We start from the raw sequence: 26,180 nt of genomic DNA on the forward strand, positions 1-26,180 counted from the left end.
TATGTATGCTACGATTTTGTCACAACATAATAGGAGGATTTCTTATGAAGAACATTGCTGTATATTGCGGTGCATCTGAAGGTAACGACGATGCTTATCGTGATGCTACGATTGAATTGGCTCACTGGTTAGTTGATAACGATTTGAACTTGGTATACGGCGGTGGGGGCGTTGGCTTAATGGGTCTTTTAGCCTCTGAAGTTCTTGCTCGTGGCGGAAAAGTTATCGGGATTATGCCAAAGGAATTGGTTGACCGTGGAGCTTCGTATGACGGACTAACTGATCTTCGTATCGTTGAAAATATGTCCGAGCGAAAAGAAATGATGTTAGAGTTGTCAGACGGCTGTATTGCATTACCCGGTGGTCCAGGAACACTCGAAGAAATCATCGAAGCATTCTCATGGGCACGATTGGGTGATAATAATAATCCATGCGTCATGTACAATGTCCAAGGATATTATGATGACCTAAAGCATATGTTTGATTTAATGACAGACAAAGGTTTCCTAACACGAAAAGATCGTTCTAAATTATTCTTCTCAAACTCATTAGAAAATATCGGAACATTCATGAGTTGCTACATTCCACCAAAGATTCGTGAATATGCTAAATAGCTTTTTATTTTAAAACTTGATTTCAGTAAATATATGTTTGCTTTCTTCCACAATTTAATCTTATTCAACAATCTGAACTTAAAATGGGTGTATATATTATGCTTTGCATATATAATGAAAGTACAATATTTCATTCAATGGTGGTGATTTTATGGGAAAAATTTTAGGAACATATAAAGCTAAAATGAGCGGAAATTCATTAAGTATTGCTATTCCAAAAGATAGTGGAATTAAAGAAAATCAGGAGTTGATGGTTATTCAAGAAAAAAATGGTGATTTATTATATTCAACTTCTCATAAAAATCCGTGGAATGGTATGAAACCATATGATTTCAAAAAAGATGTTGAGGATTTCGAATTTGATTTAGATTCAAAAGCCAAGGGGCGGGAGAAAATGTAAATGGATTATCCTCAACAAGGAAGCATTATCTTTATTGATAGTGAGCCACATGCTGGACATGAAATTGGTGGACATGACTCGAGATCGGGAAATATTAGACGTCCAATGATCGTACTATCTTCAACAAAATATAACCAGAAAACTGGATTTGTCTGTGGGATGTTAATAACCTCTAGAGATAGATCAGGAGCACCTGAACATTTATATTCGAAGATACTTGATATGAGCAGTGGAGTGAAAGGAACTATAATTAAGTGGTATTTACCATCTTATGATTACCGCGCGAGACATGGGCAAGTAGTAGGGAAAGTTTCTTGGCGAATGCTTAAGGAATTACTGATGTCTGCACGAGATATTTATGAAATGTAAAACAATTAAAAAGGGGCACCCAACCGATGAATAACAGTCGATTGAGTGCCCTTTATATTTTTGATTGAAAAAATCGAGTTTTAATCATTAAGTGATCAACAACAAATATGCAATAAAACAAAAATAGAATGAACCTACTTTACACATCATAAAAACAATCCAGCAAATAAACCAGCCGGAAGGAGCAAGAAATTTAGGTAGCAGTGAAAGTGGCGTTAGGGCGAGAGCCCTAACACCACGGGACGACTTTTGAAATTTGAGCGTACTTCTCAAAGTTCAAAATCGAGGTTATAGACCGCACTGAGGCTATAACCGTTCCCCACAGGAACCTAAATTTTCTTGTTCCTGGAGGCGGCATATTTCACCGGAAACCTCCATTCTACAGATAATACTTCACTAAATTGGAAAGCTGAGTTTTATCCATAAACCCACCCAATCGGTAAACCAACTCGCCATCTTTCTCAATAATCAGAGAAGGCGCAGTCAAAATATCATACTTCTTAGCAAGCTCAGGATTTTCATCAGCATTAATCTCATAAAAATTAATCCGATCACCATACTCGTCAGCAATCTTAGTAATAATTGGCTTCTCCATATAGCATTGAGGACACCATTCATTGCTGAAGCTGAGAATGTTGACACCACGATTATTTCGGTTTTTAAAAGTAGATTCAGTCAAAGGTTCAATCATATTAATAACTCGATTCTCTAAATAATATTTAATATTAATATGTTAATACAAGTGCTGACATAAATCTTGTTTGGTGCCCGCAACTATTTTTTTATTGCACCCAGAATCATCGCCAGAACAATAAAAATTACCAAGAATACAACAAATGACCACATAATAAATTTTACAGTCGGAGTCTTAGTATCCTTATTTCCAAATGTTTTCGATAAAGTATAAATAAACGCAGCAAAAATCGAATAAGCAAATCCCCCAGCAATACCAGCTGCCAAGTAATCTGAGACATTCAAAACCATCCCAACAATTACAATAATAAGTAGAACGATATCCGGCACTAAAATCAGAGTATCTTTCTTTATCATGATCATATCCCCCTAGAATTTGTCTCAAGTGTATCATGTGGACCAAGATATTATGAACAAGGATGACAATAAAACATGGTTTACTACAAAATATCATTCGAAAATAACAGCCGGAGGGAGCAAGAAATTTAGGTAGCAGTGAAAGTGTAGTTAGGGCTTTAGCCCTTACACCACGGGACGAATATGAAATTTGAGCGATTTTCTCAAAGTTCATATTCGAGGCTAGAGACCGCACTGAGGCTCTAACCGTTCCCCACAGCAACCTAAATTTTCTTGCTCCTGGAGGCGGCAGTGAACTCAATTTAAATGAGCTATATAATTGAAATGTATTTAATATGCTTTACAATGTACATGAGGTGACTAACATGTTAAATAAAGATACGACCATGACCTTCAGAATCAATAAAGACTTAAAAGAACGAACATCAAAGGTGAGCGAGGATATGGGAATGGATTTATCCACTGCAATTACCATGTTTCTCGTTCGATTAGACAAGGATCATGAATTACCATTCAAGCCGTCGACCAAAACCGAGTTAGAGATGGCAATTGAGGACATAAAAAAAGGCAACATCAGTAAGGCGCACACTAATCATGAAGAATTAATTAAAGATCTTACTGATGGCCAAGATAAAGAATAGAGTACGCTATACGAAATATTTCAAAAGATTCAAGAAGATCTTGTGTTGATATTAGCCGATACAGGTTCGCATTCTAAATTATAAAAATAATGTTTGATTTACATTCAGGGGCTCAAATGTCCCTATTTTTTTTACTAATTTTTAAGTTCCTGTATACTTAGAATCAAATATAAAGGGGGCGGTGTGATGTTAGAAATTGAGCACATTTCTAAGAACTTTGGGGATGTTCAGGCACTTAATGATGTAAGTTTTACAGTCCATGATGGTGAGATCATGGGACTTATCGGACAAAATGGTGCAGGGAAGTCGACTACTTTTCACAGTATTTTGAATTTCCTAAATTATGACGGGAAAATTCTTTGGAACGGGAATCCAATTACTGAGGATGTTTTTGACCAAATCGGTTACTTACCAGAGGAACGAAGTCTGATGCCCAAGATGACGATTGAACAACAAATCGTTTATTTAGCAAGTCTCAAAGGCAAAACTTCCAAGGAAATCAAGCCACAAATCGATGCTTGGATGGAGAAATTTGCCGTCAAAGGAAAGCGTTCCGACAAGATTAAGGACCTCTCAAAAGGTAACCAGCAAAAAGTTCAACTAATTTGTACACTCATTCATCAGCCGTCACTCATAATTTTGGATGAGCCTTTCAGTGGACTCGATCCAGTTAATTCGGATCTTTTGAAAAAAGCTGTTGTTGAGGCTCAGTCAAATGGTGCGTCAATCATCTTTTCTAGTCACGATATGTCTAACGTCGAGGAAGTCTGTGACTCATTGGTCATGCTTCGTACTGGAGAAGTGGTGCTGAACGGCGGTATCGACGATGTTCGTAATCATTTTGGGAAGACCGAATTGTATGTGACAACTAATTGGTCAGTTGAGAAGCTTGGGCAGTTGGAGCACGTTAACCAAGTTGAACATCAACATGCTAACCACTATATGTTGAAACTAGATGATGAGTCAGCTGGACCATCAATTTTCGACAAATTAACTGATGGCCATTACATTGAGGAATTTAGTCAGAGACCACCTACTTTGGACGAAATTTTTAGAATGAAAGTGGGTGAGGTTCATGCGTAAATTTTGGATTGTGGCTGGTCAAACCTACTTGCGACAAGTTAAGTCGTGGAGCTTTGTGATGCTTGTTCTGATGCCGTTTATCTTTGCAGGGGTCGGATTTGGGATTGGTTACATTGGTGCAAATTCCGGTAGTGATCACGATAAGATTGCGGTTATTAGTTCTGAAGACAGTCTGCGTGAGCAATATATCAGGCAGAATAAAGACGATGTGAACAAGGTTTACACTTCTGAAACTGCCGCCAGTAAAGCCTTAAAAGGTGACAAAATCGCTGGATACCTAGTTTTGAGTACAAGTGCTACTAAAATTAAGGCTGAGTACTACGGAAATGACGATATTAGTGGTGACATGAAGAGCCACGTTAATTTGTACTTGAATCAGGTACAACAAGGTTTGAACGTTAAGAATTCACAGATGACTGGAACTCAGTTAGCAACTCTGCAGAATAAATATTCCTTCGACCAGCACATCAAAAAGGATACTGGTAAATCTAATACCGCCAAACAAATTTCATTCTGGATCTTGGTCGTTATGGTCTACATGATTTTGATTAGCTACTCGACGATTACGGCACAAGAAATTGCCTCTGAAAAAGGTACCAAGATTATGGAGATTATATTCTCAAGTACCAGCGCTGTGAAATATTTTATAGGTAAAATCACCGGAGTAATGCTAGTTATTTTGACGCAGATTCTTGTTTATATCATCGGTGGAAAGCTTGGTCTGATGTATGCTCAGCAAGCAAGTGCCACAAAGGATTTCATGCATCAATATGGCTCACTGGTCAACGACATAGTTCATAATCTATTGAATGTTAACTTGCTATTCCTACTTCTTGGGGTAGTCATGTACACGATTCTAGCAGCGTTAAGTGGCGCCTTGGTCTCCAAAGCAGAAGATGCGTCGAAGGCAGCACAGCCGTCAATAATGCTTAGTATTCTAGCGTTCTTTGCGACGTTCCCATTCCAGAATAATGTCGATGCGGTATTTGTAAAAGTATGTTCCTACGTACCATTTTTGTCGTCTTACTTTATGCCAATGAGAATCATCAATAATAATGCCAGCCCAGTCGAAGTTATGATTTCACTGGTAATTTTAATTGCGACAATAATTTTATCCTCATATTACATTGGAAAAATGTATAAGGGTCTTATGCTTCAAACAGATAGTGGCGGATTTATTAGTAGTTTAAAAGCGGGAATTCGCTATAAATAACCCCTGTTAATAAAGGAATATTGTTTCTTGATATATCCGAGTATTTAGTTAGCTTGCGACATTGCTGATGTGCTAAACTGGCGAAAAATACCAGTATTGGAGACACGATTGACAGTTGCATATAAATTAATTAAATTTCTTTCCATCGCATTATTTGGTCTGCTGATTGTTGGTTGTTCTCGTGAAGCAAGTGGAGTTTCAGGTGCTCATTTTAGTGCGCCCGCAAAATTGACTTTTTCATTCAAACCGGGTTTACCCAAAGAAATACAAGGGACTTATTATCGATCAGAATTATCCTCTGGTAAGTTCTCCGACGATGAATTTTATAAATTGTCGATTGATAAAAATGACGTTTTTATCAAAAAGTATGGTGTCAAAGGAACCCAGTCTGAGGGGACTAAGTTATATTCCCACAAGATTTCTAAAGGGGTTTATATTATTCAAGATTATTGGGATCGCTACAACAAAGTCATCCTAACTAAGTCAGGTAATATTGAAATTTCCCATGAATTCAATCGTTATGACGACGCCGTCAATTCAGAAGATATGACTGAATTTTATCATCATAAACCAGATGTCACTTTTGGATTATCACCTTCAGATTTGGATAATACTTATTACACATCAGACGATGATTTTACTCGATATTATGATTTTGATGTTGCAGGTAGTAACTATGCTTCATATGTATTGTGGCAAATCAACCCGGATGGGACCGAGTCGATTATGGAACGATACAATCATTTGGTTGCCAAAAAGGGTCGCTATAATTTGTTCAACGACGACGGAAATGATGAAAAATATACTACCTTGAGTAAGATTGGTAAGGACAAACTCCAAGATGCTGAAACCGGAGAGACTTTCACTCTATATAAGGGTAAAGGATCACCAAAAGAGCAGGCTTGGGATTTGTTGCATGTACAGATGAAACCACCTGTGATAGAAAAATAGAGAATTTGTGTAAGAGAGCTGAAATAGCTCTCTTTTTTTACAATCATTTTCATTTATCGAAAGTGATAAAATGATAATAATAGATTTAAGTAGGGGGAATTTTTGTGCAGGGGTTACTTTTAGTAAATTTAGGTTCACCAGACTCTCCGGAAACCAAAGACGTTAAGAGCTATTTAAAAGAATTCTTAAGTGATCAAAATGTAGTTGAGATGCCAAAGGCAGTTTGGCAACCAATTTTGAAAGGAATTGTTTTACCAATGAGATCTTGGCGTTCAGCTACTTTTTACAAGCACTCTTGGACAAAAAGTGGTTCGCCATTAATTGTCTACACGCAAATAATCACTAATCAGGTACAAGCACTTTTGCCGGACTGGAATGTCAAAATGGCAATGACTTATAAGCATCCTGATATTGTTGAGACTCTGCAACAGATGAAACAAGACGGCTGCGACAACATAATATTGTTGCCACTATTTCCGCAGTACACACAGAGCACGACTAAATCGATAATCGAACAAGCTGAGTCCGCCAATGTCGACTTGACCATCATTAAAGATTTTTACCAAGAGCCTGTGTATCAAAAAATTCTGGCTGCTAAAATTCAGGAGTCGTGGGATCAGGGGAATTACGACGAGTTGCTAATTAGCTATCATAGTATTCCTACAGCTATGGTAAAACATGGTGACCCGTATCTTACTGAGTGTGCTGACACCACAAACGCGGTCTCAAAACAGCTTAATATTCCCGATGACAAAATCAAAATGGTCTTTCAATCTAAATTTGGTCCGATGCCTTGGCTGAAGCCTTATTTGAAAAATACTCTGATGCAGGAGGTCCAACTGGGTGTGCGTAAGATTTTGATTGCAACACCTTCATTTGTTGCAGACTGTCTGGAGACACTGGAAGAGGATTATGTTCAAAACTATCAGACTTTCAAAGCCAGTGGTGGGGATGTATTCCAGTTAGTTCCACCCATGAATGATGACAAAAGGTTTAGTCAGTTTCTGGCAGATCTTGCGGTTAGAAATGAGGTTCAATAATGACCGATGTTAAAAAGAGCCTCGATGACATCAATGAGAGTGTTAAAGTTCCCAGTGTCTACGAAAGCTCATTTGTTCAGAAATTTTTAGCATACAGTGGGCCGGGTGCCTTGGTGGCTGTTGGATACATGGATCCGGGAAACTGGTTGACATCGTTGTCAGGTGGTAGCCAATATCGATACGAGTTACTGTCGGTATTGCTCATTTCAATTATCGTGGCGATGTTCATGCAGTCACTCTCTATAAAACTTGGAGTGGTCGCACGGCAAGATTTAGCTCAAGCAATTGCTTTAAAAGTACCGAAGTCCGTCCGCTATTTTCTTTGGATTTTAAATGAAATAGCAATGATGGCGACTGATTTAACCGGAGTGGTCGGAACAGCAATTGCCTTGAGATTATTGTTCGGATTACCACTGGTTTATGGAATTTTGCTGACAGTATTCGATGTCCTTATCGTCCTACTATTCCTTCGATTTGGAATAAGGAGAATTGAGTTCATCGTTTTGTCAGCAATTCTAATAGTCGGAGTGATTTTTGGAATTGAAGTATTTCGTGCGCATCCACCAATTGTCAGAATCTTACAAGGCGTCATACCGACGGCAGATATTTTCCAAAATCACCAGAAGTTGGTTATCAGTTTAGGAATAATGGGTGCCACAATTATGCCTCACAATATTTATTTACACTCATCCTTGGCCCAAAGCAGACGCTATGATTACAATAATCCTGCTCAAGTGAATGAAGCATTGAGATTTGCCAACTGGGATTCAAATGTTCATCTAATCGCAGCCTTCATTATCAACGCCTTGTTATTAGTACTCGGGGGCACACTATTTTTCCATACCAACGGACAGCTAGCAAGCTTTCAAAACGTATTCGATGGCCTGAAAAATACAAATATCGTCGGCACCCTAGCCAGCCCCGCAATGAGTTGGATGTTTGCCTTTGCCTTGCTACTGACCGGAATGATATCGTCAATAACCAGTACCCTTTCAGGTCAAATTGTTATGGAAGGATACTTGAATATTCGCCTCCCCTTGTGGCAAAGACGCTTACTAACAAGATTCGTAACGTTAATTCCGATCCTTATCATTGGGTTCATGGTTGGATTCAAAGAACAAGATTTCGAAGATATGATAGTCTATGCTCAAATTGCGTTAAGCATTGCACTGCCATTTACACTATTTCCGATGATTATCTTAACTAGCAACAAGAAACTAATGGGAAAACACGTTAACAACAAATTAGTAATGATAACCGGATTAATATTAGCCAGCATAATAACAATCCTTAATCTACAATTAATTTTTTCAACGATTTAAACAAGGTTATATACGATGCATAATTTCACCATAAGGGGGATACATATATGAATAAAAAAATAATTGCTATAATCGGAGCATTTCTTTTAATGATTGTTCCACTTACAGCACAAAACGTTGTTCAAGCCGATACTACAGATTCGACTACAAGCAAACAAAGTGAATATCAACAGGCTGCCCAAGACTTCGTTGATAATTATGTTAATAAGGACATCACAGTTACAGATGGTAGTTTTAGTATACGAAGTTTGAGTGATTGGTATACGACAGGAATGACACTTGACGGCCATTAAGAATATGGGACTGATGGCGATGGGTTTGATAAGTATTTGTTTAAAAATTATTCCAATGATCAATATTTAAGCACCTTGAAAAATTTAAATTTAGGGGTATATCGATTAGATCCTAAAACTAAGAAACCTATTACTGATGTAAATAATATCAAGAATACAAACCTTAGTGATGGACTTGAATTCTTTGTTGATGACGGAAATAAAATATATGCTACAGCTCATATTAACGTTAAATTGGATAATAAATCAGTTCATCCTTTTGAAGGAACTGTGATAAATAATGAGAATTTAACACCACTAGTTGATGAATCTCAGCCTGATGGTAAAAGTAATCGGTCTGTAGCTCCAGGAACTGGATGGTATACCGATAAAGTTGAATTGAATCTTAACAGTGGAAATTATCAATATCGTGTATCCACGTCTGAATGGTTGCAAGGAGATGTTACAGTAAAATCTAGTAACAATACCGGTATAAAGATATATGGCGATTCTTATGATATTATTTCAAATAATCCAATCTATCATGTTAAGAACCATGCTGTTGCAGGTGAAACTGTATATAAATCCAATGGTGATATTTGGGATTTTACACTTCCTAATGACACAGATTGGGAAGCCACATCAACAGGAACTGATGATAATGGATTTTTGTATTATCGTGTATCTAATGACGCGTGGGTAAGAGTGGAATAATTTAATGTATTAATATTTAACCAGCAAAAAGCAATCTTCATGTTTGAAGATTGCTTTTCGCTGTTATTCAATTATTTTTTGTGATTTAAACAAATCCATTTAGGATGTATAATTTCACCATAGGGGGGGATACATATATGAATAAAAAAATAATTGCTATAATCGGAGCCTTTTTTTTAATGATTGTTCCGTTTACAGTACAAAACGTTGCTCAAGCCGATAATACAGATTCGACGACCAGCCAACAAAGTGAATATCAACAGGCTGCCCAAGACTTTGTTGATAATTATGTTAATAAAGACATCACAGTTACTAATGGTGACTTAAGTTTAAGAAACATAAATAACAATTATTATACGAGTGGAAAGTTACTTAGTGCATATAATGATTCTTACAAGAATGGTATTACGGAATATTTAATTAAAGATTATACAAATAGTTCATACTTAAAGTATTATGATAATTTGAACTTTGGTGCTTACAGATTGAATCCTAAGACCAAGGAACCAATAACCGATGTAAATAATATTGGGAATTCACATCTTCAGGATGGATTGGAATTTTTCGTTTCCGATGGGGATAAAATTTTGGCCTCGACAAGAATCAACGTTACTTTGAATAATAAGACTGTACACGAATTCAAAGGAACAGTTATCAATAATGATAAACTGTCGCCATTAATTGATGAGGCAAATGCTGATGGTAAAAGTAACCGTTCGGTTGCTCCTGAGACAGGTTGGTACACAGATAAAATGGAGCTAAATTTGAATAATGGCAATTATCAGTATCGTGTATCAACATCAGAATGGTTGCAAGGAGATGTGACGATTAAATCGGATGATCAACAAGATATACATCTTAAAACGTCACCGTTTGAAGGCTTAAGACCAACATATCATGTGACTGGAAAATCATTTGCCGGTGAAAACTTATACAAGTCTGATGGAAGCGTTTGGAATTACACATTGCCAACCGATTCGGATTGGCAAACAACGGCATTTGCTACGGACCAAAATGGATTTTTGTACTACCAAGTATCAACAAATGCATGGGTACGAGTAAATAACCCACAAGTCTCATATATCTAAAAATAGTCCCTGCACATACGTGCAGAGACTATTATTTTAGAACCATTTTGAAATTAGGTTGGAAACTAAAGGTGATGCTTGGGCAGTGTTGTGATTATATCCATCAACAACAGACATTCTGTTGCCATAAATAAGCGTGCCACATTGTGCACTATCATAGGCAACAACACCATCACTAGGAATATTTGAGGGATAAGATTGTTGATTATCAAGTCTTGCAACAATCATATCAACTTGACCAGAGTATGAAATTTTATCCTTATTAGCAATTGCTTCTTTTAGAAATCCTGTTGGAGTGACACTTACAGATTTCCCATTGTACGGTGTAGCAACTGTTAAAATATTGTGGACATAATTGGGCTTATATGTTTCTAGCCATCTAGTGATAATGTTTCCACCATTTGAGTGTCCATAGATATTAATTTGGTCTCGACCTGCATAATCCATGAATAACTGAATCGCATTTTCAAGCGCAAAAGCCATATCTTCGATATCAGTTTCTAGATACTTGTTTTCCGCGAATACGATTTTTGCATTTTTGCATCCCGATTTAAAATCAGTAAATGATGGAACTCCATATTTATTAATATGAATTGTTTTAAAGTCATTTGTGTTTGCACCCCAATAGTTAGCTAAAGGCATGTCCAATCCTTTTAGATATCCGGTGATGAAATCATCGTTTACACCAGAACCTCCTACAAAAACATTTAGCATTTTAGTTTACTCCCTTTCTTGATGGATAAAATCCACCGTACATTAATGGCGTTGCAGTTGCATCGCCAATATTGACATATTGATTGTCGCCAATTTTAAATCCTGTACGTTTATTTGAGTTATAGATACCGTCAGATTGAATTTGATGTCCTAAATTGTAATCGATTCCTGAAATGGAATTACCATCTTTGTCAAAATAATCAGGTGCAACACTATCAATCTTTATAATTTTATTAATAGAAGTAACGTTTTCATTTGGGATGGATCCAGATGAAATGGTTAACTTAGAATTTGCAAAAACACCGTGGTCATCATAATATTCTTCAGGATCAACTTTATAGCCAGTTCTCCAGGCATAATAATCGATGCTGGATGTATAAGTAGGTATTTGAGGACCGATTTCAATTCCTCCAGTTGTGATAAATGCCGTACCATCTTGATATGAAGTAGTTGGAATATTATTGAAATCTATTTGTGAACTCCAGATACTAACGGGCCAAATTGATAAACTTCCATTCAAAAAATCAAAATCCCTATCGATAGTGACTGTATAATCACCATCAAGTGAGTTAAAGTCTCTTGTAATATTTAGCTCGTTTGAATCAAATTTAACCCACTCACTTCCATCAACTGCAAAATATTTGTAATTATTGTCTTCGTCATAAGCATAATCTGCAAATTGCCAACTTGAGTGAGCGGCTAGACTTCTGCTAGCTAGTACAAACTGATTACTAAGTAGGTTATATAAAGGAACATTGCTGTCTGAAGTGATGTTCAATATTCCTGGTGAATCTAAATGAAATGTTCTAATCATTTTATTTCCTCCGTAAAATTTTTTTGAATAATATATTTCAAACACTTCGCAGTTTACTCAATAAGATGAAAAATAAAGCTTTTTGAATATATATTATCCAATAAGATAAAAATGATGTATAATAAATAAACAATGTATTGAGTTTGAAGGCCCTCAAACTCAAGAATTGGCATGCCAGTGTTTGTTGCTGATTTAGAATACAAATTGATAATAATCCGATTGGTGAAAATTGTCAACGTTAATTTATCCAAAAAGATAATCAGGCGATATAAATTTATATTGAGGTATTGATATGACAGTCTTTGACCGAACTAAAGAAATTTCAAAAAAAAGAGGAATGAGTCTACAACAAGTTGCCGAGAAGTCTGGCATAGGTAGAAATTCTATCTATCATTGGAAGACTCAAAACCCTAGTATTGGAAATTTAAATAAGGTTGCGAAAACTCTAAATATATCAGCGGACTATCTTTTGGGAACAGCAGAGGATCAATCTTCTAGTGAGCAAACTAAGGAGATTGATCTGAAAAATGCCATGAATAGTGAACACACTATGATGAGTTGGGATGGTAAACAGATTCCACCAGAAGAATTGGAAATTATCAGACGTATTTTGGATGGAGGGAAGAATAAGTAAAAGATGGATGAACTTTTAGAATTCCTGTTTAACTATGCAATTGATCACGGTATTGGGTTTGTAATGATGAAGGATGCAAAACCTAACTGGCCATCTGTATCAGTTCCAGACAGTGGTCTTATTTTTATTAATAGAAATATCGCTAATCAAAATGAATTGCCATTTCAAGTTGCACATGAAATTGGTCATATGATCTGTAATGAGGATTATCCTCAATCTAATGTTTCCAATACCGTAAAGTTGAAATGTGAGAAGCAAGCTAACGAGTTTGCGATTGAATTATTATTGAAATATTGTCGATTCACCGACAATGAAATTGAGAATCCACTAGAATTTATGAATGAATTTGACATTCCTGACAAGTTTCAAGCTTTAATCCGTAGTAAATTCAATTTGGACTCGTCCGAATCAATAGCTGAGTAATCAAAAAGCCTTCCGAAATAAAATCGGAAGGCTTCTTTAATTTACTGGAATAATAGATATTTAGTTGGATCACTTGGAAGTAAGAAATGGAATCCTTCTTCAGCGATAATTGCGAATAGGTTGGCGATGATTAATATTGCGAATATCCAAATATTAATTGTGGCTATGACATTGTATTCGCTACCTGAAGGACACAGTTCTTTTGAAAAAATCATCATAAATGAACAAAATACGATGACTACTAAGAAACTGATTAGTGCCCAAGTGTATGTGTGTAGCCCTAAGACGGCTGAACCATATCCAGGATCATTTGGTGCGATGTGTAATAGAATTTGTCTAGTAGAAGCTGTAGCCCCTATGAAGGCAGCTAAAACTGACAATCCATAGCCTCGCATAAATTTTTGTGGATTGATGGTGCCGTTTTTTGTTGAAAGTATGATGTATAGCGGACCAAAGCTGGCCAACATCATGAAATATCTTTGAATCATGCAAAGAGGACATGGAAATTCGTGTAATGCGAATTGAAAGAAAAATCCTCCTGCCAATACAAAGTTATATGCAAATAAGAATAAGTTTGCTCCCCAAAAGCCTAATTTTGAGGTAACAGTACTTCTTTGTGCGTTCATTGTTTCTCCCCCTATAGACTAATTGGTAAAGTGCTTGTTGCGTGCAATTTGAATAGGACTAAAACTAATACTGCAGTAACTACCCACATTGCAAAATCAGCTTTTGTCACTTTTCCCCGAATAATCATCCTTAAGAACATAAATGTGATGATTAGCATTATGATAATGTCCATGAAATCGCTTCCTTTCCCAAGAAAAAATTCTACCAGAGATGAATGCAAATGTGAACACATTCATTTATCGAAAATGGATTTTCAATCAGTCAAATATATTCAAAAAGCCCCTGATTTCAGTAATCAGAGGTTTTTTTAGAGGGGGGAAATAAATTTGAAATTTTTTTTAGCCGAGGGAAACACCAGTATCAGCTTTTACCCATTCATCGGTTGAAACACGGTAGTAAGTACTGCCAGAGCTGTCTTGGGCACTCTTGTCAGTGTACCAAGCAGTGTCGCCAGCAAGGCCACGAGATGCCTTAGCACCAGTTGATAAATAAAGTGAGTATACGAATCCAGAAGGACCAGCAAGTGTGACCGTGTTTGATCCAGAAGATAGTTCTTGGATATTAGTTAAGCCGGAACTTTGACTGGAGCTGTTATTAGTTCCAACTGGGTTGGAGTTTCCGTTGTTGCTATTAATATTGTTGTTATTGTTTGATGGATTATTATTATTGCTGTTGTTATTAGATGGAACGTTGTTATTTGAGTTATTTGTTGGATTTGAATTGTTATTAGATGGAACGTTGTTATTTGAATTATTGTTTGATGGCTGACTGTTGTTAGTTTTGCCACCGTTATTACTACTACCTACGACAGCAGCCTGTGCAGTATAAGCTGAATTTGCGGCGATGGTTGCTGTTGGAATCCATCCCAATAAAACGATTGATGATATTAATAAAGTTTTTCTTGTTTTCTTCATGTAGTGAATCCTCCTTGATTGCATATCTCTTATGCTATGTAGCTATATTAACTGGCAAAAGTTAAATGGGACTTAAAAATATATTACAGGCGCTTTTCTCCAAAAAAATACCTCAGGATCGTACGATCCTGAGGTAGAATATTATTCAATTATTATCTAGCTAAGCCAGTTTTTGGTGATGATTGGTTGTTGTTAGGTTGACCTTGGTTTTGTTGTGGAGCTGGAGCAGCTGCTTGCTGTTTTGCTGGAGTTTGTGTTGCGGCCTTAGCAGGTTGAGCGGGTGCCTTTGGTGCAGGTGTAGTTACTTTCTTGGCAGGAGCTGGAGTTACAGCCTTAGCAGGTGCCTTTGGTGCAGGTGTAGTCACTTTTTTAGCAGGAGCTTGTGTAGCGGCCTTAGCAGGTGCTTTTGGAGCAGTTGGAGTTACTTTCTTAGCTGGTTGTGATTGACCAGGTGCTTTTTGGGCTGATGGTTGTTGAACTGCAGCGTTAGCATTTGATGTAACAGCAAGAGTTGCTGCTGGAGCCAATCCTAAAATTGCGACGGTTGAAATAAGTAATGCTTTTCTAGATTTTTTCATGTAGTAAATCCTCCTTGATTGCATATCTCGTATGCTGGTGATTATATTAATCGAGGAATAATAAACAAAACTTAAAGATATGTTACGAATGTTAGAGTTATCGTTGACGTTAAGCGATTATGTTGCCCAAGCATCTCAAAATAAGGATAAGATAATCATAAATTGTATAGTATTTAATATGAAATTTCCTTTATAAATGTGATTTTTCTGTGAAATCGTTTAGAAATTGGCAGAAGTATACTAAAATTAGATATATGAAGAAAAGTCTATTCAACATTTAGTTTGAATTTTAAAGAGGAAAAAACTTTGGAACAAAAATTTATTACATCAAATGGCGAAGTAAATGTTAAAGTAACTGGCGATCTATCAAGCGACAAGGACGTTATTGTTCTTGTTCACGGGATCGATGCATCACTAGAATACTTTGACGTAATCACACCATATCTCGAAAAAAATTATTCGGTTGTTGCCGTTGATTTGTTGGGACATGGCGAATCTGCCCCTGCTAAAAACGAAAATTATCAAATGGATAGTGAAGCATGGGCTGTTTGGGAAGCACTCGGCAAGTTGAAAGTAGTAAAACCTGTCATCTTGTTCGGATACGGGATTGGTGGCTTGATCGTGGCATGTATGACAGAAATGCACGACATCGCAGTCAAAGGATTAGTTATGCTAAACACACCAGCCAACGAGAAATATGCACACGTCCACACAAACACATCTGTATTAGGTGGAATGGTATCCAGTTCCCAAGTAAAAGCCAAATTGTATTTTGCCAAAAAATTTGATCAATCAACATTGCCTAATCCCAAAGTCGTTCAAGAAGCTTCGAAAAAAGTCGAACGCAAAACTTCAAAACAATTACAAAAGATTGCTCCAGAATACTTAGAAACAAGTGCTTTGAACAAGCGCCTTCGCGCCATTCCAAAGCCAGCACTCATTTTGTATAGTGATGAAGACCAAATCCTAACAGAAGCCGGAGTTAAAGATGCCAAAGCATCATTAATGCGTGTGCCTGATGTTAAGATTCTCGATATCGAAGGTGCCGGCCATGCCGCAATGTTAGAGAAGCCAGAGGTAATAGTTGAACAAATCGTTTCGTTTAACGATGTTGTTACAGCTGCTAAGGGCGAATAATAGTTAAATTAGAATCTGTTGTCCTGATTAGGGATGATGGATTTTTTTGTTGTCCAAATATGAGTTAATTGGGAGAGTAAACATTTATTTGACACAACCCACATAAACATCAATAATTTAACTAACAACTAGATACAGAAAGCGGGTATGGATATGGCATCACATCAAGCTTTACTGATTATTGATTACACTAACGACTTCGTGGCAGACAAGGGTGCTCTTACTTGTGGCGAACCTGGTCAAGCTATCGACAAGGGAATTGCCAAATTGGCCGACAATATGCGTAAGGATGGCGACTGGGTATGGTTCCCAACTGACGTGCATCGTCCATTTGATCACTATCATCCTGAATCAAAGCTTTTCCCAGCTCACAATGTTCGTGATACTTGGGGACGTGAATTGTACGGTGAGACTGGTAAGTGGTTCGCTGACAATGCCTCGAAGGATACTGTCAAAGAATTCGACAAGACACGTTATAGCGCTTTTGCAGGGACAGATTTAGACCTACGTTTGCGTGAGCGTGGGGTTGATACACTCCATTTAGTCGGTGTTTGCACCGATATTTGTGTGCTACATACTGCAATTGACGCCTATAATTTGGCGTACAACATTGTCATTCACAAATCCTGCGTTGCCACATTTAATCCCGCAGGACAAGATTGGGCATTAGACCATTTTGAAAAAGTTTTAGGTGCGAAAGTAGTTAAATAGGTGTCAGTTAACAAAATAAGCGATACGAATCTCACTTGAGATTCGCATCGCTTTTTCTTTTTTAAGAAACTATTTTTACCGAATTAGATACGCATTTAATTAAAAATAAATTTGTATAATTCTAATACTTTTCTTTTGTGTTTATCTACTTAGTGGTCATATAATCTCCATAACCAGAACATTTCTGGTGCTGAGACTAAAATCGTTCGTGTGTGACCCGTGAGGGGTGTCGCTTATTCCGCGAATTGGATTTAAGAGTCTCTTGTTCAAGCTTAATAGTTTGAATTTCATTTTGGATTTCACTAAGTACTTCAATCTGCATCTTTTCCATATCCAAAATGTGAGGCCATTGAACCTCGTTCATTTGATCAATTTTTTTATGTAATATTCTAATTTCCATTTCAGATTTAGTGTTGGTGCGATAATCATTTTCAGCGTCAAAACGGTCACGTTCTGCGGATCTGTTTTGACTCATCATGATAATTGGTGCTTGAATCGCAGCCACACAACTTAAAAATAGATTTAGCAAAATGAAGGGGTAGGGATCGAAATTGACGCCGAATAAATGCACGACGTTAATCGTCATCCAGACAATCAAAATTATTACAAAAGTGATGATGAATCCCCAGCTACCGCCAAACTTGGCTACTGCGTCGGCTGTTTTTTGGCCCCGCGTCAATTGCCCATTGACCGTATCGTTCAAATTTCGAATGACGTAAGTATCTTTTGCTAATTCCTTCTGTAATTCAGCGTTCATTTTCTGGTCAGCTTCAAGGTCCTGATCGATGATAGATTGCATATCTTCTATTCGAATAGCCTGAAGATCTTTCAAGCAGATGAACGATGAATTTCGAGCAAAATCTGCTCGGGCAACAATTTTAGCTTTCAATCGAGAATTTAAGTCTCGAAGGAACAAACCTTCGGAGGCTGAAAAATGTTTTCCACAAATTACGCAAACTTTATTTTTTTCACTTGGCATAACGCTCGCTCCTATAGGCATTTGATTTCATTATAAGACATTTAATGAAAGATAGGCAACGTTTACAGAAAGCTTAATTGGTATACATTCGTCAAGACGGTGCTATAATTCACAACAATTTATATATTAAAAGGAGATAGAGTCCATGGATAGTGCATTTATGATTTTGTCAGTTCTATTGGTATGGGTAATGACTCCCGGTATCGCCATATACTACGGCGGATTTATACCGGCTAAAGATAGAACAAAAATGTTGTTAGAAATATTTTTAATGTTTGGAGTTGTCGGACTTCTTTGGTTCACAATTGGATATCCATTATCATTCTTGGGTAATAATTTCGGAATTATTGGTGACATCAAGCATATTTTCTTAGGGGGATACAGCTTAACTGCCTTATATCCTAATACAAAGATTTCAAATTCAATCTTTATTTTGTTCCAAATGATGTTCGCAATTTTAACACCAGGCCTATTCTTAGGTTCAATTGCATCAAAGAAATCTACAAAATATATTGTAGCTTTCGTCGCCATCTGGTCACTATTGGTCTATTACCCAATGGTTCACATGGTTTGGTCTAGCACGGGATTTCTCGCAAAATTAGGAGTACTTGATTTTGCTGGTGGCACGGTTATTCATATTGATGCTGGTGTTACAGCATTGATTCTTTCAACATTCGCCGTTTCAAAGCACAAGGAAACAGACGATGGAACACATGGAAATGCATTCTGGGTTCTATTAGGTACAGTTCTTCTCTGGATAGGTTGGTATGGATTCAACGCTGGTTCTGCCTTAGCATTAAGTGCTCAAGGTATCCAAGCATTCTTCACAACAACCATGGCTCCGGTTGCAGCAATGATTACATATGCATTGCTAGAGGATCACTTTAAGAAACAAATTTCTATGAACGGAATTTGTACAGGTGTTATCTGCGGATTAGTTGGTATTACACCAGCCACAGGTTTTGTAACGCTCCCAGCATCATTAATCATTGGATTAATTTCAGCTGCAGGTAGTTACTTATTCATCAACGTTTTGAAGCAAAAATGGCACGTTCACGATTACCTTGATATCTTCGGATCACACGGTGTCAGTGGTATCATCGGATCTCTTGCCACAGGATTATTTGCTACAAAATCAATCAATCCGGCTGTTGTAAACAATGGTTTACTCGAAGGTGGCGGATTCAAACAGTTTGGTCTCCAAGCTTTCGCGGTTGTTTTTGCTTTCGCATTTATCTTTGTTATGAACTTTATTATTGTTAAAGTTTTGAAGAAAGTGTTTAAGGAAAGTTCTAGTCGTAGTCATATTCATCATGATGTTTTGGGTCATGTACATGCCTAAGAATGTTTTGATGTTATGTTCACTGCCGCCCTCCGGTCAGGTTCTTGGGTGCCGTGGTCGCTGTGAACACGATTTCAAGCTTTTCCAAGTTCGGGAAAATCTTGAAACTCGGTTTTGTCCTAACCTTGGCCGATGCCAAGCTAAGGACAACGCCACGGCTCGGGCACCCAAGAACCTGACCTGCGGGCTAGGAATTGTATATGACTTTTTGTTTGGGTGTGGGTTGGTTGTTCACTGATTTTCTTGCTTATACTGCAACAGTGACAGGAAACTTCGTGTATTCACTCCTATACCTGAATAGGTCCATTAAAAAAAATAAATGAGATGATTTGATTGTTGATCATCCCATTTTTTGGTGCTCGGTCCTGCGGACCATCGTGGGTTAAAAGCAAAGCTATTAATTAATTAGGTATTTCTTTATACTTGGTTTATTAAACAAATCGTAATTTGAAGGGGTTCAAGATGAAAAAAATTGGTGTTATTGGTTTGGGTAATATTGCTCAAAAGGCATATTTACCTGTTATGGCGTCTTTACAGGATCAATTTGAATGGCATTTGACTACTCGAAATGTTGATAAGGGGAATAAGCTGGTTCGTCAGTATGGATTTACTCAACATCATCAAACTCTTGATGAATTGATTGCTGTGCATCCTTTGGCTGTTTTTGTGCATACTCCGACTAGTACTCATGCGCAAATTATTGAGCGTCTTTTGAATGAGAATATAAATGTATTTGTCGACAAACCTGTTTCTGATAATTTCGATGATGTTGTTCAATTGTATGATCTGGCTAAAGCTAAGGGACTTCTGTTGACTTGCGGATTCAATCGTCGTTTTGCTCCTTTTTATGATGAACTTCATGGACTAGTTGATAAGAGAATTATTAACGTTACCAAGACTCGTGAGAAGGTTTTGCAGACTCCTAAGGATGCTATTTTTGACCTGGCCATTCATTCTGTTGATACTGCCTTATATTTGTTAGGTAATCAGACAATTGAAGATGTTAACTCACGTGTTATTACTGATGCTGATGGGAATTTAGCTCAACATTATTTAACTCTAGATACTAAAATGACGCGTGTTAATGTCACTACTAATATGGAAAGTGGGGTTAACTTAGAACAAGCACTAGTTCAGACGGATTCGGTGTGTGAAAGTGTGACTAATTTAACTACCCTTGATAAAATTCAAAGTAACTCTAGACAACAATTTCAACGTCCTGATTGGGAGAGTACTTTGTATTCTCGAGGTTTTGAACCTATGATCAAAGTATTTTTAGACGCAGTGATTACTAATGGTGCTAATCCTGTTTCACCCGAATCGTCAATTTTAACGCATAAAATTTGTACTGATTCATGTAAATAAAAATGGTGTCAAATTAGTTTTTATAGACTAGCTTGACACCATTTTTTCGTTGAATCTAAATTTTTTCGGAAACAAAAAAACCATTCCGCAAGGAATGGTTTCATCAATAGTAATCTAATTTTAAAGTGAACCCTTTTTAAGAGCGGTCTTCAAACCACCCATTTCAAGGAAACTTCTGTCAGCAGCAAGATGCTTGATAAGAGATGCTGTAACACCTTTGAACTTACGTGAACCAACTTGAGCAATACCATGGTTTTGTCCAAGAGATGCAACTGTACCAGCTGATTTATAAGTGAATGGTTTCAATTGTGTACCGGCCAAAGCAGAAGCGATGTTGAATGCAACAGCGCCACCTTCAGCAGTAGCTAATTGACCAGTTGTTGGTAATGGACGTTCTTGTCCTTCAGGGATAATGGCTGAGTCGTCACCGATAAAGAATGCTTCGGGGTGATCTTCAGTGTTCAAGAATGGTGTTGTCATAACACGGTTTCTTCTTGCTTCGACACCAGATTCTTTGATAACGTCGACACCACTAACACCAACAGTCCAAACAATTGTACTTGCTTCAACTTTGTGTTCGTTGTCTTCACCGTCTTTGTAAACAACAGCGCCATCTTCAATTTTAGAAATCTTAGCACCTGTAAGTAGTTTGATACCGTTCTTTTCTAGGTATGAAACTGCATAGTTTGATAGCTCTTCATCAAACATAGGTAAGATACGTGTAGCCATTTCTAGACATGTAACCTTAATTTCGGGAACGCCATATTTAGCTTTCAAGATTTTGGCAGTATCAACTAATTCACCAAGAACTTCGATACCAGTAAATCCGGCACCACAAACTGCGATTGAGAGGTCTTTTGGATCTTGTGACTTCTTGTAGTTAGCAACATTTTTGTTGATTGTCTTGTAAATTTCTGAAGCTGTATCAAGATCTTGAAGGATAAGAGCATGCTCATCGGCACCTTCTAGTCCGAAATCTTCTGAACGGAAGCCAAGGGATACGATAACATAGTCATATTGAATGTCCTCATGGTCTGAGAAAGAAACTGTTTTGCTGTCTAGGTCAAACTTAGAAACTGTGGCTTGGATAAAGTTAACGTTTGAAGGAATAACATCGCGGATATCAAAACTTACTGATTCTGGTTTTGCTGTACCAGCAGCTACCATGTGTAGTGCTGTTTTTTCAACGTGTAAAACGTTTTTGTCAACCAAGTCGATTTGAGTATCTGCTGGTGTTGTCTTAGCTAGATCTCTAGCTGCCTTTAAACCACCGTATCCTGCGCCTAAAATTAAAATATGTGCCATATGTACCTTCTCCTTCTATTTAATCAAATATAGTTTAGTACTCACAAAATAATTATATAACTTTTGCCCATTTTTCGGAACCAATAAACTCACAAAGGGTTCTTTCCAATGGAGTGTTTGAGGAAAAACGGAGCTAGTATAGTTATTAGTATAATACTGATGATAACACTTGAATAGTATTCTTCTGAAAGCAGTTTCACATTAAAACCGATTTGGGCGATAATCAGCGCCATTTCGCCACGTGAAATCATTCCCGAACCAATTACATATGAATCTTTCATGTTGAATCCGGATATTCTTGCACCAAATCCTGCGCCTAGTAATTTACCGATAATTCCGGTAATTGTGAAGATAATTATTAGCCAAAAATCGTGCATAAAGTTTGTGAATTCTAGATTTATCCCGATGCTGATAAAGAAGATTGGAATAAAAATACTATATCCAATTGTTTCAATATCATTATTAACTTTTTCTTCAAATCCAGGTGCATTTGAAACTGCGATACCGGCGACGAATGCACCTAGAACTGCATCTAGTTGAACTTCGTCGGCGAAGAATGCAAAAATGAAACAAATTAGTAAAGCCATAATAGTTGTTGCATGAGTCGCATCAATATATTTGGCCAACTTCATAATTCCTGGAATCAACCACTTGTACGCAATGAAGGTGACGATTCCGAAGACTACCCATAATCCTAGTAGCAATGCTAGTTGTGTAATTTTGAAATCTCCGGTTAGAGTTCCAGACATAACACTTAAAATAGCAATTGCTAGAATATCGTCAACTACCGCTGCTCCCAAAATAACTGTCGATGAGTCACTTGATAAGTAGTTTAAACTCTTCAAGACTTCAACAGAGATTGAAACTGATGTTGCCGCGAAGACAACGGAAATAAAGATACTTTCCTTCATGTTGATGTTGAATAATAGGGCAGTTAATAACGTTAAAGCTACAGGCAAAATCACACCAAAAATGGCCACGTTAATACTTGGTCGTAAGTGTTTTTTAAGTAGCTTTATATCACTTTCCAGTCCGGCGAGAAACATTAATAGAATCACGCCGATCTCGGCGAAAAGCTCGACTTCATGAGTCGGCTTGACGATGTCGAGGACACCTTTTCCTAAAACGACGCCTAAAATTAACTGTCCAATAACAGCAGGTAGGTTCATTTTGTTGAATAGGTGGCTGACCACAAGGGTCGCAAATAACATTAAAGCTAAAAGGGTTATAAATTCCATATTGTCATCCTAATCCTTCTTTATACCATGGATAAAGATTTGTACCATGGTACCTAAATTAGCGATATTTCGCTTACGCTTAGCATCATTGTACTCTATGTATGGCAATAACATCGTCAAGAATGTTCCTACTTGTGCTGGTAAAGGTAAATCAGTACGAAGCTCGTCTTTGTGATCCTCGAAGACGTTATTCAGTACCTTATAGTAACCGATATCCCAAGTTTGACCAATAGTCTTTTTTTCCTCATCTGAGAAAAACGTATTGATATCATGCATCATCATGAAATAATTTATTTTAAAATTTTCAATCATAAATGTAGAAATAATTGTTAATAATTCTTCAAAGCTCTTACCCTTATTGTCGTCATATGTTTGGTAAAGAGCTTGGCTGAAGCCACCAATAGCGTGCTCAATCGATTTAATGTAGAGCACCTTTTTATTTTTATAGTAGTGGTACATATTTGGTTGAGTAATGTCCAAAGCCTGAGCAATTTTTCTAGTTGAAGTCGCTTGATAACCTTGAGAAAGAAAGTTATCTGAGGCAACCTCTAGAATTGCATTTTTAGTTTTTTCAGCTTGTTTGTCTCGTGAATTCATTGCATATCACCTTCTGCGTATTCGTATTCATTATACATTAAAATAGGCGTTAAAACTCAATCGTTTATCAAATGATAAAAAAGTTTCAGTTAAATAATCCAAGATAACCATTTTACCAATTGAAAATTTATTTATCAAATACGGATAAGTGCTAAACGAATTCAGAATAAATCATTATAGAAAATTTACGTGTCAGTTATTAATGTACTCATGGATTTTGGTTTCACAATTTACTAAAAATAATTTGAGAAAACGCTTTCTTTATATTAGCAATTAGTAATATAATTGAATAGAAAAATCTGCCAAGTAAATATACAGAGGAGATAAGCTTATGATTCTTGTTGCGCTATCAGCCGTAATACTACCGTTCGTTTTGCTCGGAATTTTCAACATGCCTGCTACAAAGGGGATGTCTATCAGTGCGTTGATCGTTTTGATAGAAGGATATTTTATTTGGAAGATGCCACTTAATGTTGTTTTGGCGTCAGTTTTCCAAGGTGTACATAAGACACTACCAATTTTATGGATTCTATTTGGTGCCTTGATGATGCTCAACACCTTGCAGCATACAGGTGCCATTGATCGAATTAATTTAGGGTTCCATAACTTGTCAGCTGATATGCGTGTGCAAGTTATTCTAGTTGCTTACCTCTTTGGTGCACTAATAGAAGGTGTTTCAGGGTTCGGAACACCAGCAATGGTTACAGCTCCTTTAATGATTGCCTTAGGATTTTCACCAATGGCAGCTGTAACGCTGGCTTTAGTTGCGGATTCAACACCTGCAGCCTTTGGTGCAGTTGGAACGCCACTAACTGTTGGACTAAGTAATGTTTCTACTAAAACAGAATTTTTAAACCTAATCGGTCAAAAGATTACTCAAATCGATCTCTTTGCCGGAACATTTATGCCATTAATGTTACTTTTCTTGTTAACTTTCTTCTTCGGAAAGAAAGGTGGTAACAAGTTCCAAGATTGGCTAAAGACAGCACCATGGACCTTCATGATTGGTTTGATTTACAGCTTCACAGCCATCGCAATGTCAACATTCGTTGGTTATGAATTCGTATCAATCTTGACACCATTTATCACAATCATCATCGCAATATTAACAGTTAAATTTAGAATTTTACTTCCGAAATCAACGTTTGAACAACCATGGACAACATCAACAAAGGAAATTAACACTGAGAATAAATCGATGCCATTGTTAGTTGCTTGGTCACCATATATCTTAGTAATCCTGATGTTATTAGCTTCCAGAGTGTTCATGCCGCTCAAACAATTCTTAACAACTGCAATCAATTTCTCATGGAAAGGTATTCTCGGGTTCAGTACAATTAATTCGGACTGGGAATTCTTATACTCCCCAGGTACGTTGCTAACAATTGCCGTATTATTCGGAATGTTCATCCAAGTAAAATCGTTCAAGAGTTTCTTCCCAACAGCGAAAAAAGTTGTGTTCAATATGAAATCAACCGCGATTGCTTTGAGTGTTACTTTAATCATGGTTCAAATTTTTACTAATTCTGGATTAAATGCTACAAAGATGGCAAGTATGCCAGTATTTATTGCTACTGTAGTATCGAAGTACCTATCATCAGTTTGGATTTTCATCGCACCATTCTTAGGTGAATTAGGAGCCTTCGTTACTGGTAGTGCAACTGTTTCAACACTTACATTTGGACAAATTCAGTCCGATATTGCCGTACATGCGAATGCAAGTAGAGAAATTGTTTTGGCAGCCCAATTAATTGGTGCGGCAGCTGGTAACATGATTTGTGTTCACAATATTGTTTCTGTAAGTTCAGTCGTTGGATTAACTGGACAAGAAGGTAACATTTTGAGGAAGACTGCTCTACCAGCCTTAGTCTATGGATTATTAGTAGGTATCGCAGGATTCGTATTCTTAAGTTTATAAATATTTAACAATCTTCAATGATATTTTGACGGTTGTTTTTTTTATACAATAAATGACAAATTCGATAAGTCTTTTCTTTGATTTAATGCACGATATCGCTTTAGGATTGCCTCAGTTCCAATACATG

31 protein-coding genes are annotated in these 26,180 nt (G+C 37.1%); 19 read left to right on the forward strand and 12 right to left on the reverse strand.

The annotated features are described in order from the left end of the window. Positions 1-44: 44 nt before the first annotated feature. From ABM34_RS09185 to ABM34_RS09195, 3 genes are all read left to right on the forward strand, one after another. A complete protein-coding gene (locus ABM34_RS09185) occupies positions 45-614 on the forward strand; it encodes an LOG family protein (protein ID WP_048705202.1) in 570 nt (189 codons plus the stop codon). 151 nt (positions 615-765) lie between these two features. Next, on the forward strand, positions 766-1,014 hold the full coding sequence (locus ABM34_RS09190; RefSeq protein WP_048705204.1) for a hypothetical protein: 249 nt from the start codon (positions 766-768) through the stop codon (positions 1,012-1,014). Beyond that, a complete protein-coding gene (locus ABM34_RS09195; RefSeq protein ID WP_048705206.1) occupies positions 1,015-1,383 on the forward strand; it encodes a type II toxin-antitoxin system PemK/MazF family toxin in 369 nt (122 codons plus the stop codon). 379 nt (positions 1,384-1,762) lie between these two features. Here the strand turns inward: ABM34_RS09195 and ABM34_RS09200 are convergent, their stop codons facing one another. Continuing rightward, positions 1,763-2,074: a thioredoxin family protein gene (locus ABM34_RS09200; protein ID WP_048705207.1), complete on the reverse strand. Its 312-nt coding sequence runs from the start codon at positions 2,072-2,074 to the stop codon at positions 1,763-1,765. Between the two features lie 83 nt (positions 2,075-2,157). Then, positions 2,158-2,433, reverse strand: coding sequence for a LasU family protein (locus ABM34_RS09205; RefSeq protein ID WP_048705209.1), 276 nt, complete (start codon positions 2,431-2,433; stop codon positions 2,158-2,160). A 365-nt stretch (positions 2,434-2,798) separates the two neighbouring features. On the opposite strand from ABM34_RS09205, the gene ABM34_RS09210 reads away from it, so the two are divergent. The 9 genes from ABM34_RS09210 to ABM34_RS09250 all read left to right on the forward strand — a co-directional run bounded on the left by ABM34_RS09210 (position 2,799) and on the right by ABM34_RS09250 (position 10,757). Beyond that, entirely contained in the window at positions 2,799-3,074 is a 276-nt protein-coding gene (locus ABM34_RS09210) for a type II toxin-antitoxin system RelB/DinJ family antitoxin (RefSeq protein WP_048705210.1), read from the forward strand. A gap of 186 nt (positions 3,075-3,260) precedes the next feature. Further along, a complete protein-coding gene (locus ABM34_RS09215; protein WP_048705212.1) occupies positions 3,261-4,157 on the forward strand; it encodes an ABC transporter ATP-binding protein in 897 nt (298 codons plus the stop codon). Then, positions 4,150-5,370 carry an ABC transporter permease gene (locus ABM34_RS09220; RefSeq protein ID WP_048705214.1) on the forward strand — a complete coding sequence of 407 codons (1,221 nt, stop codon included), beginning with the start codon at positions 4,150-4,152 and terminating at the stop codon, positions 5,368-5,370. Before ABM34_RS09215 ends, ABM34_RS09220 begins: the two co-directional genes overlap by 8 nt. Positions 5,371-5,478: 108 nt before the next feature. Continuing rightward, the gene (locus ABM34_RS09225; RefSeq protein WP_048705215.1) at positions 5,479-6,321 is read left to right on the forward strand and encodes a hypothetical protein; all 843 of its coding nucleotides are present in this window, start codon (positions 5,479-5,481) and stop codon (positions 6,319-6,321) included. 98 nt (positions 6,322-6,419) lie between these two features. Then, the gene (gene hemH, locus ABM34_RS09230) at positions 6,420-7,361 is read left to right on the forward strand and encodes a ferrochelatase (protein WP_157023293.1); all 942 of its coding nucleotides are present in this window, start codon (positions 6,420-6,422) and stop codon (positions 7,359-7,361) included. Continuing rightward, positions 7,361-8,683: an Nramp family divalent metal transporter gene (locus ABM34_RS09235; RefSeq protein ID WP_048705218.1), complete on the forward strand. Its 1,323-nt coding sequence runs from the start codon at positions 7,361-7,363 to the stop codon at positions 8,681-8,683. The genes hemH and ABM34_RS09235 overlap by 1 nt, the downstream gene beginning before the upstream one ends. A gap of 47 nt (positions 8,684-8,730) precedes the next feature. Next, on the forward strand, positions 8,731-8,976 hold the full coding sequence (locus ABM34_RS09240) for a hypothetical protein (protein WP_048705220.1): 246 nt from the start codon (positions 8,731-8,733) through the stop codon (positions 8,974-8,976). 36 nt (positions 8,977-9,012) lie between these two features. Further along, entirely contained in the window at positions 9,013-9,669 is a 657-nt protein-coding gene (locus ABM34_RS09245) for a hypothetical protein (RefSeq protein ID WP_048705222.1), read from the forward strand. 137 nt (positions 9,670-9,806) lie between these two features. Then, complete coding sequence (locus ABM34_RS09250) at positions 9,807-10,757, forward strand: hypothetical protein (RefSeq protein ID WP_048705223.1); 951 nt, start codon at positions 9,807-9,809, stop codon at positions 10,755-10,757. 36 nt (positions 10,758-10,793) lie between these two features. Here ABM34_RS09250 and ABM34_RS09255 read toward each other — a convergent pair whose 3' ends face one another. After that, positions 10,794-11,471 (reverse strand): alpha/beta fold hydrolase, encoded by a 678-nt coding sequence (locus ABM34_RS09255; protein WP_048705225.1) that lies wholly within the window; start codon positions 11,469-11,471, stop codon positions 10,794-10,796. Between the two features lies 1 nt (position 11,472). After that, positions 11,473-12,285, reverse strand: coding sequence for a hypothetical protein (locus ABM34_RS09260; RefSeq protein ID WP_048705226.1), 813 nt, complete (start codon positions 12,283-12,285; stop codon positions 11,473-11,475). A 292-nt stretch (positions 12,286-12,577) separates the two neighbouring features. On the opposite strand from ABM34_RS09260, the gene ABM34_RS09265 reads away from it, so the two are divergent. Then, complete coding sequence (locus tag ABM34_RS09265) at positions 12,578-12,919, forward strand: helix-turn-helix domain-containing protein (RefSeq protein WP_048705229.1); 342 nt, start codon at positions 12,578-12,580, stop codon at positions 12,917-12,919. Positions 12,920-12,922: 3 nt separating this feature from the next. Next, a complete protein-coding gene (locus tag ABM34_RS09270; protein ID WP_048705231.1) occupies positions 12,923-13,342 on the forward strand; it encodes an ImmA/IrrE family metallo-endopeptidase in 420 nt (139 codons plus the stop codon). 41 nt (positions 13,343-13,383) lie between these two features. Here ABM34_RS09270 and ABM34_RS09275 read toward each other — a convergent pair whose 3' ends face one another. The 4 genes from ABM34_RS09275 to ABM34_RS13360 all read right to left on the reverse strand — a co-directional run bounded on the left by ABM34_RS09275 (position 13,384) and on the right by ABM34_RS13360 (position 15,461). Next, positions 13,384-13,968 (reverse strand): disulfide bond formation protein B, encoded by a 585-nt coding sequence (locus ABM34_RS09275; protein WP_048705233.1) that lies wholly within the window; start codon positions 13,966-13,968, stop codon positions 13,384-13,386. Between the two features lie 11 nt (positions 13,969-13,979). Further along, complete coding sequence (locus tag ABM34_RS13260; RefSeq protein WP_157023295.1) at positions 13,980-14,141, reverse strand: DUF5993 family protein; 162 nt, start codon at positions 14,139-14,141, stop codon at positions 13,980-13,982. Between the two features lie 166 nt (positions 14,142-14,307). Further along, positions 14,308-14,883 carry a hypothetical protein gene (locus tag ABM34_RS12950; RefSeq protein WP_053084467.1) on the reverse strand — a complete coding sequence of 192 codons (576 nt, stop codon included), beginning with the start codon at positions 14,881-14,883 and terminating at the stop codon, positions 14,308-14,310. A 152-nt stretch (positions 14,884-15,035) separates the two neighbouring features. Next, on the reverse strand, positions 15,036-15,461 hold the full coding sequence (locus tag ABM34_RS13360; protein WP_064505414.1) for a hypothetical protein: 426 nt from the start codon (positions 15,459-15,461) through the stop codon (positions 15,036-15,038). 306 nt (positions 15,462-15,767) lie between these two features. Here ABM34_RS13360 and ABM34_RS09290 point away from each other — a divergent pair, with 306 nt between their 5' ends. Further along, positions 15,768-16,598, forward strand: coding sequence for an alpha/beta fold hydrolase (locus ABM34_RS09290; protein WP_048705235.1), 831 nt, complete (start codon positions 15,768-15,770; stop codon positions 16,596-16,598). Positions 16,599-16,751: 153 nt separating this feature from the next. Further along, positions 16,752-17,309, forward strand: a complete 558-nt coding sequence (locus ABM34_RS09295; RefSeq protein ID WP_048706509.1) for a cysteine hydrolase family protein — start codon at positions 16,752-16,754, stop codon at positions 17,307-17,309. A 196-nt stretch (positions 17,310-17,505) separates the two neighbouring features. On the opposite strand, the gene ABM34_RS09300 is transcribed toward ABM34_RS09295, so the two are convergent. Next, complete coding sequence (locus ABM34_RS09300) at positions 17,506-18,288, reverse strand: DUF1003 domain-containing protein (protein WP_048705236.1); 783 nt, start codon at positions 18,286-18,288, stop codon at positions 17,506-17,508. A gap of 145 nt (positions 18,289-18,433) precedes the next feature. Here ABM34_RS09300 and ABM34_RS09305 point away from each other — a divergent pair, with 145 nt between their 5' ends. Further along, the gene (locus ABM34_RS09305) at positions 18,434-19,630 is read left to right on the forward strand and encodes an ammonium transporter (RefSeq protein ID WP_048705238.1); all 1,197 of its coding nucleotides are present in this window, start codon (positions 18,434-18,436) and stop codon (positions 19,628-19,630) included. A 462-nt stretch (positions 19,631-20,092) separates the two neighbouring features. Beyond that, a complete protein-coding gene (locus ABM34_RS09310) occupies positions 20,093-20,995 on the forward strand; it encodes a Gfo/Idh/MocA family protein (protein ID WP_048705240.1) in 903 nt (300 codons plus the stop codon). Positions 20,996-21,115: 120 nt separating this feature from the next. Here ABM34_RS09310 and ABM34_RS09315 read toward each other — a convergent pair whose 3' ends face one another. The 3 genes from ABM34_RS09315 to ABM34_RS09325 form a co-directional block, all read right to left on the reverse strand. Continuing rightward, entirely contained in the window at positions 21,116-22,300 is a 1,185-nt protein-coding gene (locus tag ABM34_RS09315) for an NAD(P)/FAD-dependent oxidoreductase (protein ID WP_048705241.1), read from the reverse strand. Between the two features lie 89 nt (positions 22,301-22,389). Continuing rightward, positions 22,390-23,538 (reverse strand): cation:proton antiporter, encoded by a 1,149-nt coding sequence (locus ABM34_RS09320; RefSeq protein WP_048705243.1) that lies wholly within the window; start codon positions 23,536-23,538, stop codon positions 22,390-22,392. 9 nt (positions 23,539-23,547) lie between these two features. Beyond that, positions 23,548-24,135, reverse strand: a complete 588-nt coding sequence (locus ABM34_RS09325; RefSeq protein WP_048705245.1) for a TetR/AcrR family transcriptional regulator — start codon at positions 24,133-24,135, stop codon at positions 23,548-23,550. A 331-nt stretch (positions 24,136-24,466) separates the two neighbouring features. On the opposite strand from ABM34_RS09325, the gene ABM34_RS09330 reads away from it, so the two are divergent. Beyond that, positions 24,467-26,053 carry an L-lactate permease gene (locus tag ABM34_RS09330; RefSeq protein ID WP_048705246.1) on the forward strand — a complete coding sequence of 529 codons (1,587 nt, stop codon included), beginning with the start codon at positions 24,467-24,469 and terminating at the stop codon, positions 26,051-26,053. Positions 26,054-26,180: the final 127 nt, after the last annotated feature.

The sequence above is a fragment of the Companilactobacillus ginsenosidimutans genome (assembly GCF_001050475.1).
Taxonomy (GTDB): Bacteria; Bacillota; Bacilli; order Lactobacillales; family Lactobacillaceae; genus Companilactobacillus; species Companilactobacillus ginsenosidimutans.

Excerpts from the sequence above, each read along its gene's own strand:
- ABM34_RS09220 (WP_048705214.1), top strand. The coding sequence starts at position 4,150 with ATGCGTAAATTTTGGATTGTGGCTGGTCAAACCTACTTGCGACAAGTT.
- ABM34_RS09195 (WP_048705206.1), top strand. The coding sequence starts at position 1,015 with ATGGATTATCCTCAACAAGGAAGCATTATCTTTATTGATAGTGAGCCA.
- ABM34_RS09200 (WP_048705207.1), bottom strand. The coding sequence starts at position 2,074 with ATGATTGAACCTTTGACTGAATCTACTTTTAAAAACCGAAATAATCGT.
- ABM34_RS09325 (WP_048705245.1), bottom strand. The coding sequence starts at position 24,135 with ATGAATTCACGAGACAAACAAGCTGAAAAAACTAAAAATGCAATTCTA.
- ABM34_RS09270 (WP_048705231.1), top strand. The coding sequence starts at position 12,923 with ATGGATGAACTTTTAGAATTCCTGTTTAACTATGCAATTGATCACGGT.
- ABM34_RS09330 (WP_048705246.1), top strand. The coding sequence starts at position 24,467 with ATGATTCTTGTTGCGCTATCAGCCGTAATACTACCGTTCGTTTTGCTC.
- ABM34_RS09315 (WP_048705241.1), bottom strand. The coding sequence starts at position 22,300 with ATGGCACATATTTTAATTTTAGGCGCAGGATACGGTGGTTTAAAGGCA.
- ABM34_RS09295 (WP_048706509.1), top strand. The coding sequence starts at position 16,752 with ATGGCATCACATCAAGCTTTACTGATTATTGATTACACTAACGACTTC.
- ABM34_RS09185 (WP_048705202.1), top strand. The coding sequence starts at position 45 with ATGAAGAACATTGCTGTATATTGCGGTGCATCTGAAGGTAACGACGAT.
- ABM34_RS09305 (WP_048705238.1), top strand. The coding sequence starts at position 18,434 with ATGGATAGTGCATTTATGATTTTGTCAGTTCTATTGGTATGGGTAATG.
- ABM34_RS09260 (WP_048705226.1), bottom strand. The coding sequence starts at position 12,285 with ATGATTAGAACATTTCATTTAGATTCACCAGGAATATTGAACATCACT.
- ABM34_RS09215 (WP_048705212.1), top strand. The coding sequence starts at position 3,261 with ATGTTAGAAATTGAGCACATTTCTAAGAACTTTGGGGATGTTCAGGCA.
- ABM34_RS09240 (WP_048705220.1), top strand. The coding sequence starts at position 8,731 with ATGAATAAAAAAATAATTGCTATAATCGGAGCATTTCTTTTAATGATT.
- ABM34_RS09310 (WP_048705240.1), top strand. The coding sequence starts at position 20,093 with ATGAAAAAAATTGGTGTTATTGGTTTGGGTAATATTGCTCAAAAGGCA.
- ABM34_RS09250 (WP_048705223.1), top strand. The coding sequence starts at position 9,807 with ATGAATAAAAAAATAATTGCTATAATCGGAGCCTTTTTTTTAATGATT.
- ABM34_RS09210 (WP_048705210.1), top strand. The coding sequence starts at position 2,799 with ATGTTAAATAAAGATACGACCATGACCTTCAGAATCAATAAAGACTTA.
- ABM34_RS09235 (WP_048705218.1), top strand. The coding sequence starts at position 7,361 with ATGACCGATGTTAAAAAGAGCCTCGATGACATCAATGAGAGTGTTAAA.
- ABM34_RS09300 (WP_048705236.1), bottom strand. The coding sequence starts at position 18,288 with ATGCCAAGTGAAAAAAATAAAGTTTGCGTAATTTGTGGAAAACATTTT.
- ABM34_RS09205 (WP_048705209.1), bottom strand. The coding sequence starts at position 2,433 with ATGATAAAGAAAGATACTCTGATTTTAGTGCCGGATATCGTTCTACTT.
- ABM34_RS09275 (WP_048705233.1), bottom strand. The coding sequence starts at position 13,968 with ATGAACGCACAAAGAAGTACTGTTACCTCAAAATTAGGCTTTTGGGGA.
- ABM34_RS12950 (WP_053084467.1), bottom strand. The coding sequence starts at position 14,883 with ATGAAGAAAACAAGAAAAACTTTATTAATATCATCAATCGTTTTATTG.
- ABM34_RS09190 (WP_048705204.1), top strand. The coding sequence starts at position 766 with ATGGGAAAAATTTTAGGAACATATAAAGCTAAAATGAGCGGAAATTCA.
- ABM34_RS09265 (WP_048705229.1), top strand. The coding sequence starts at position 12,578 with ATGACAGTCTTTGACCGAACTAAAGAAATTTCAAAAAAAAGAGGAATG.
- ABM34_RS09320 (WP_048705243.1), bottom strand. The coding sequence starts at position 23,538 with ATGGAATTTATAACCCTTTTAGCTTTAATGTTATTTGCGACCCTTGTG.
- ABM34_RS13260 (WP_157023295.1), bottom strand. The coding sequence starts at position 14,141 with ATGGACATTATCATAATGCTAATCATCACATTTATGTTCTTAAGGATG.
- ABM34_RS13360 (WP_064505414.1), bottom strand. The coding sequence starts at position 15,461 with ATGAAAAAATCTAGAAAAGCATTACTTATTTCAACCGTCGCAATTTTA.
- ABM34_RS09255 (WP_048705225.1), bottom strand. The coding sequence starts at position 11,471 with ATGCTAAATGTTTTTGTAGGAGGTTCTGGTGTAAACGATGATTTCATC.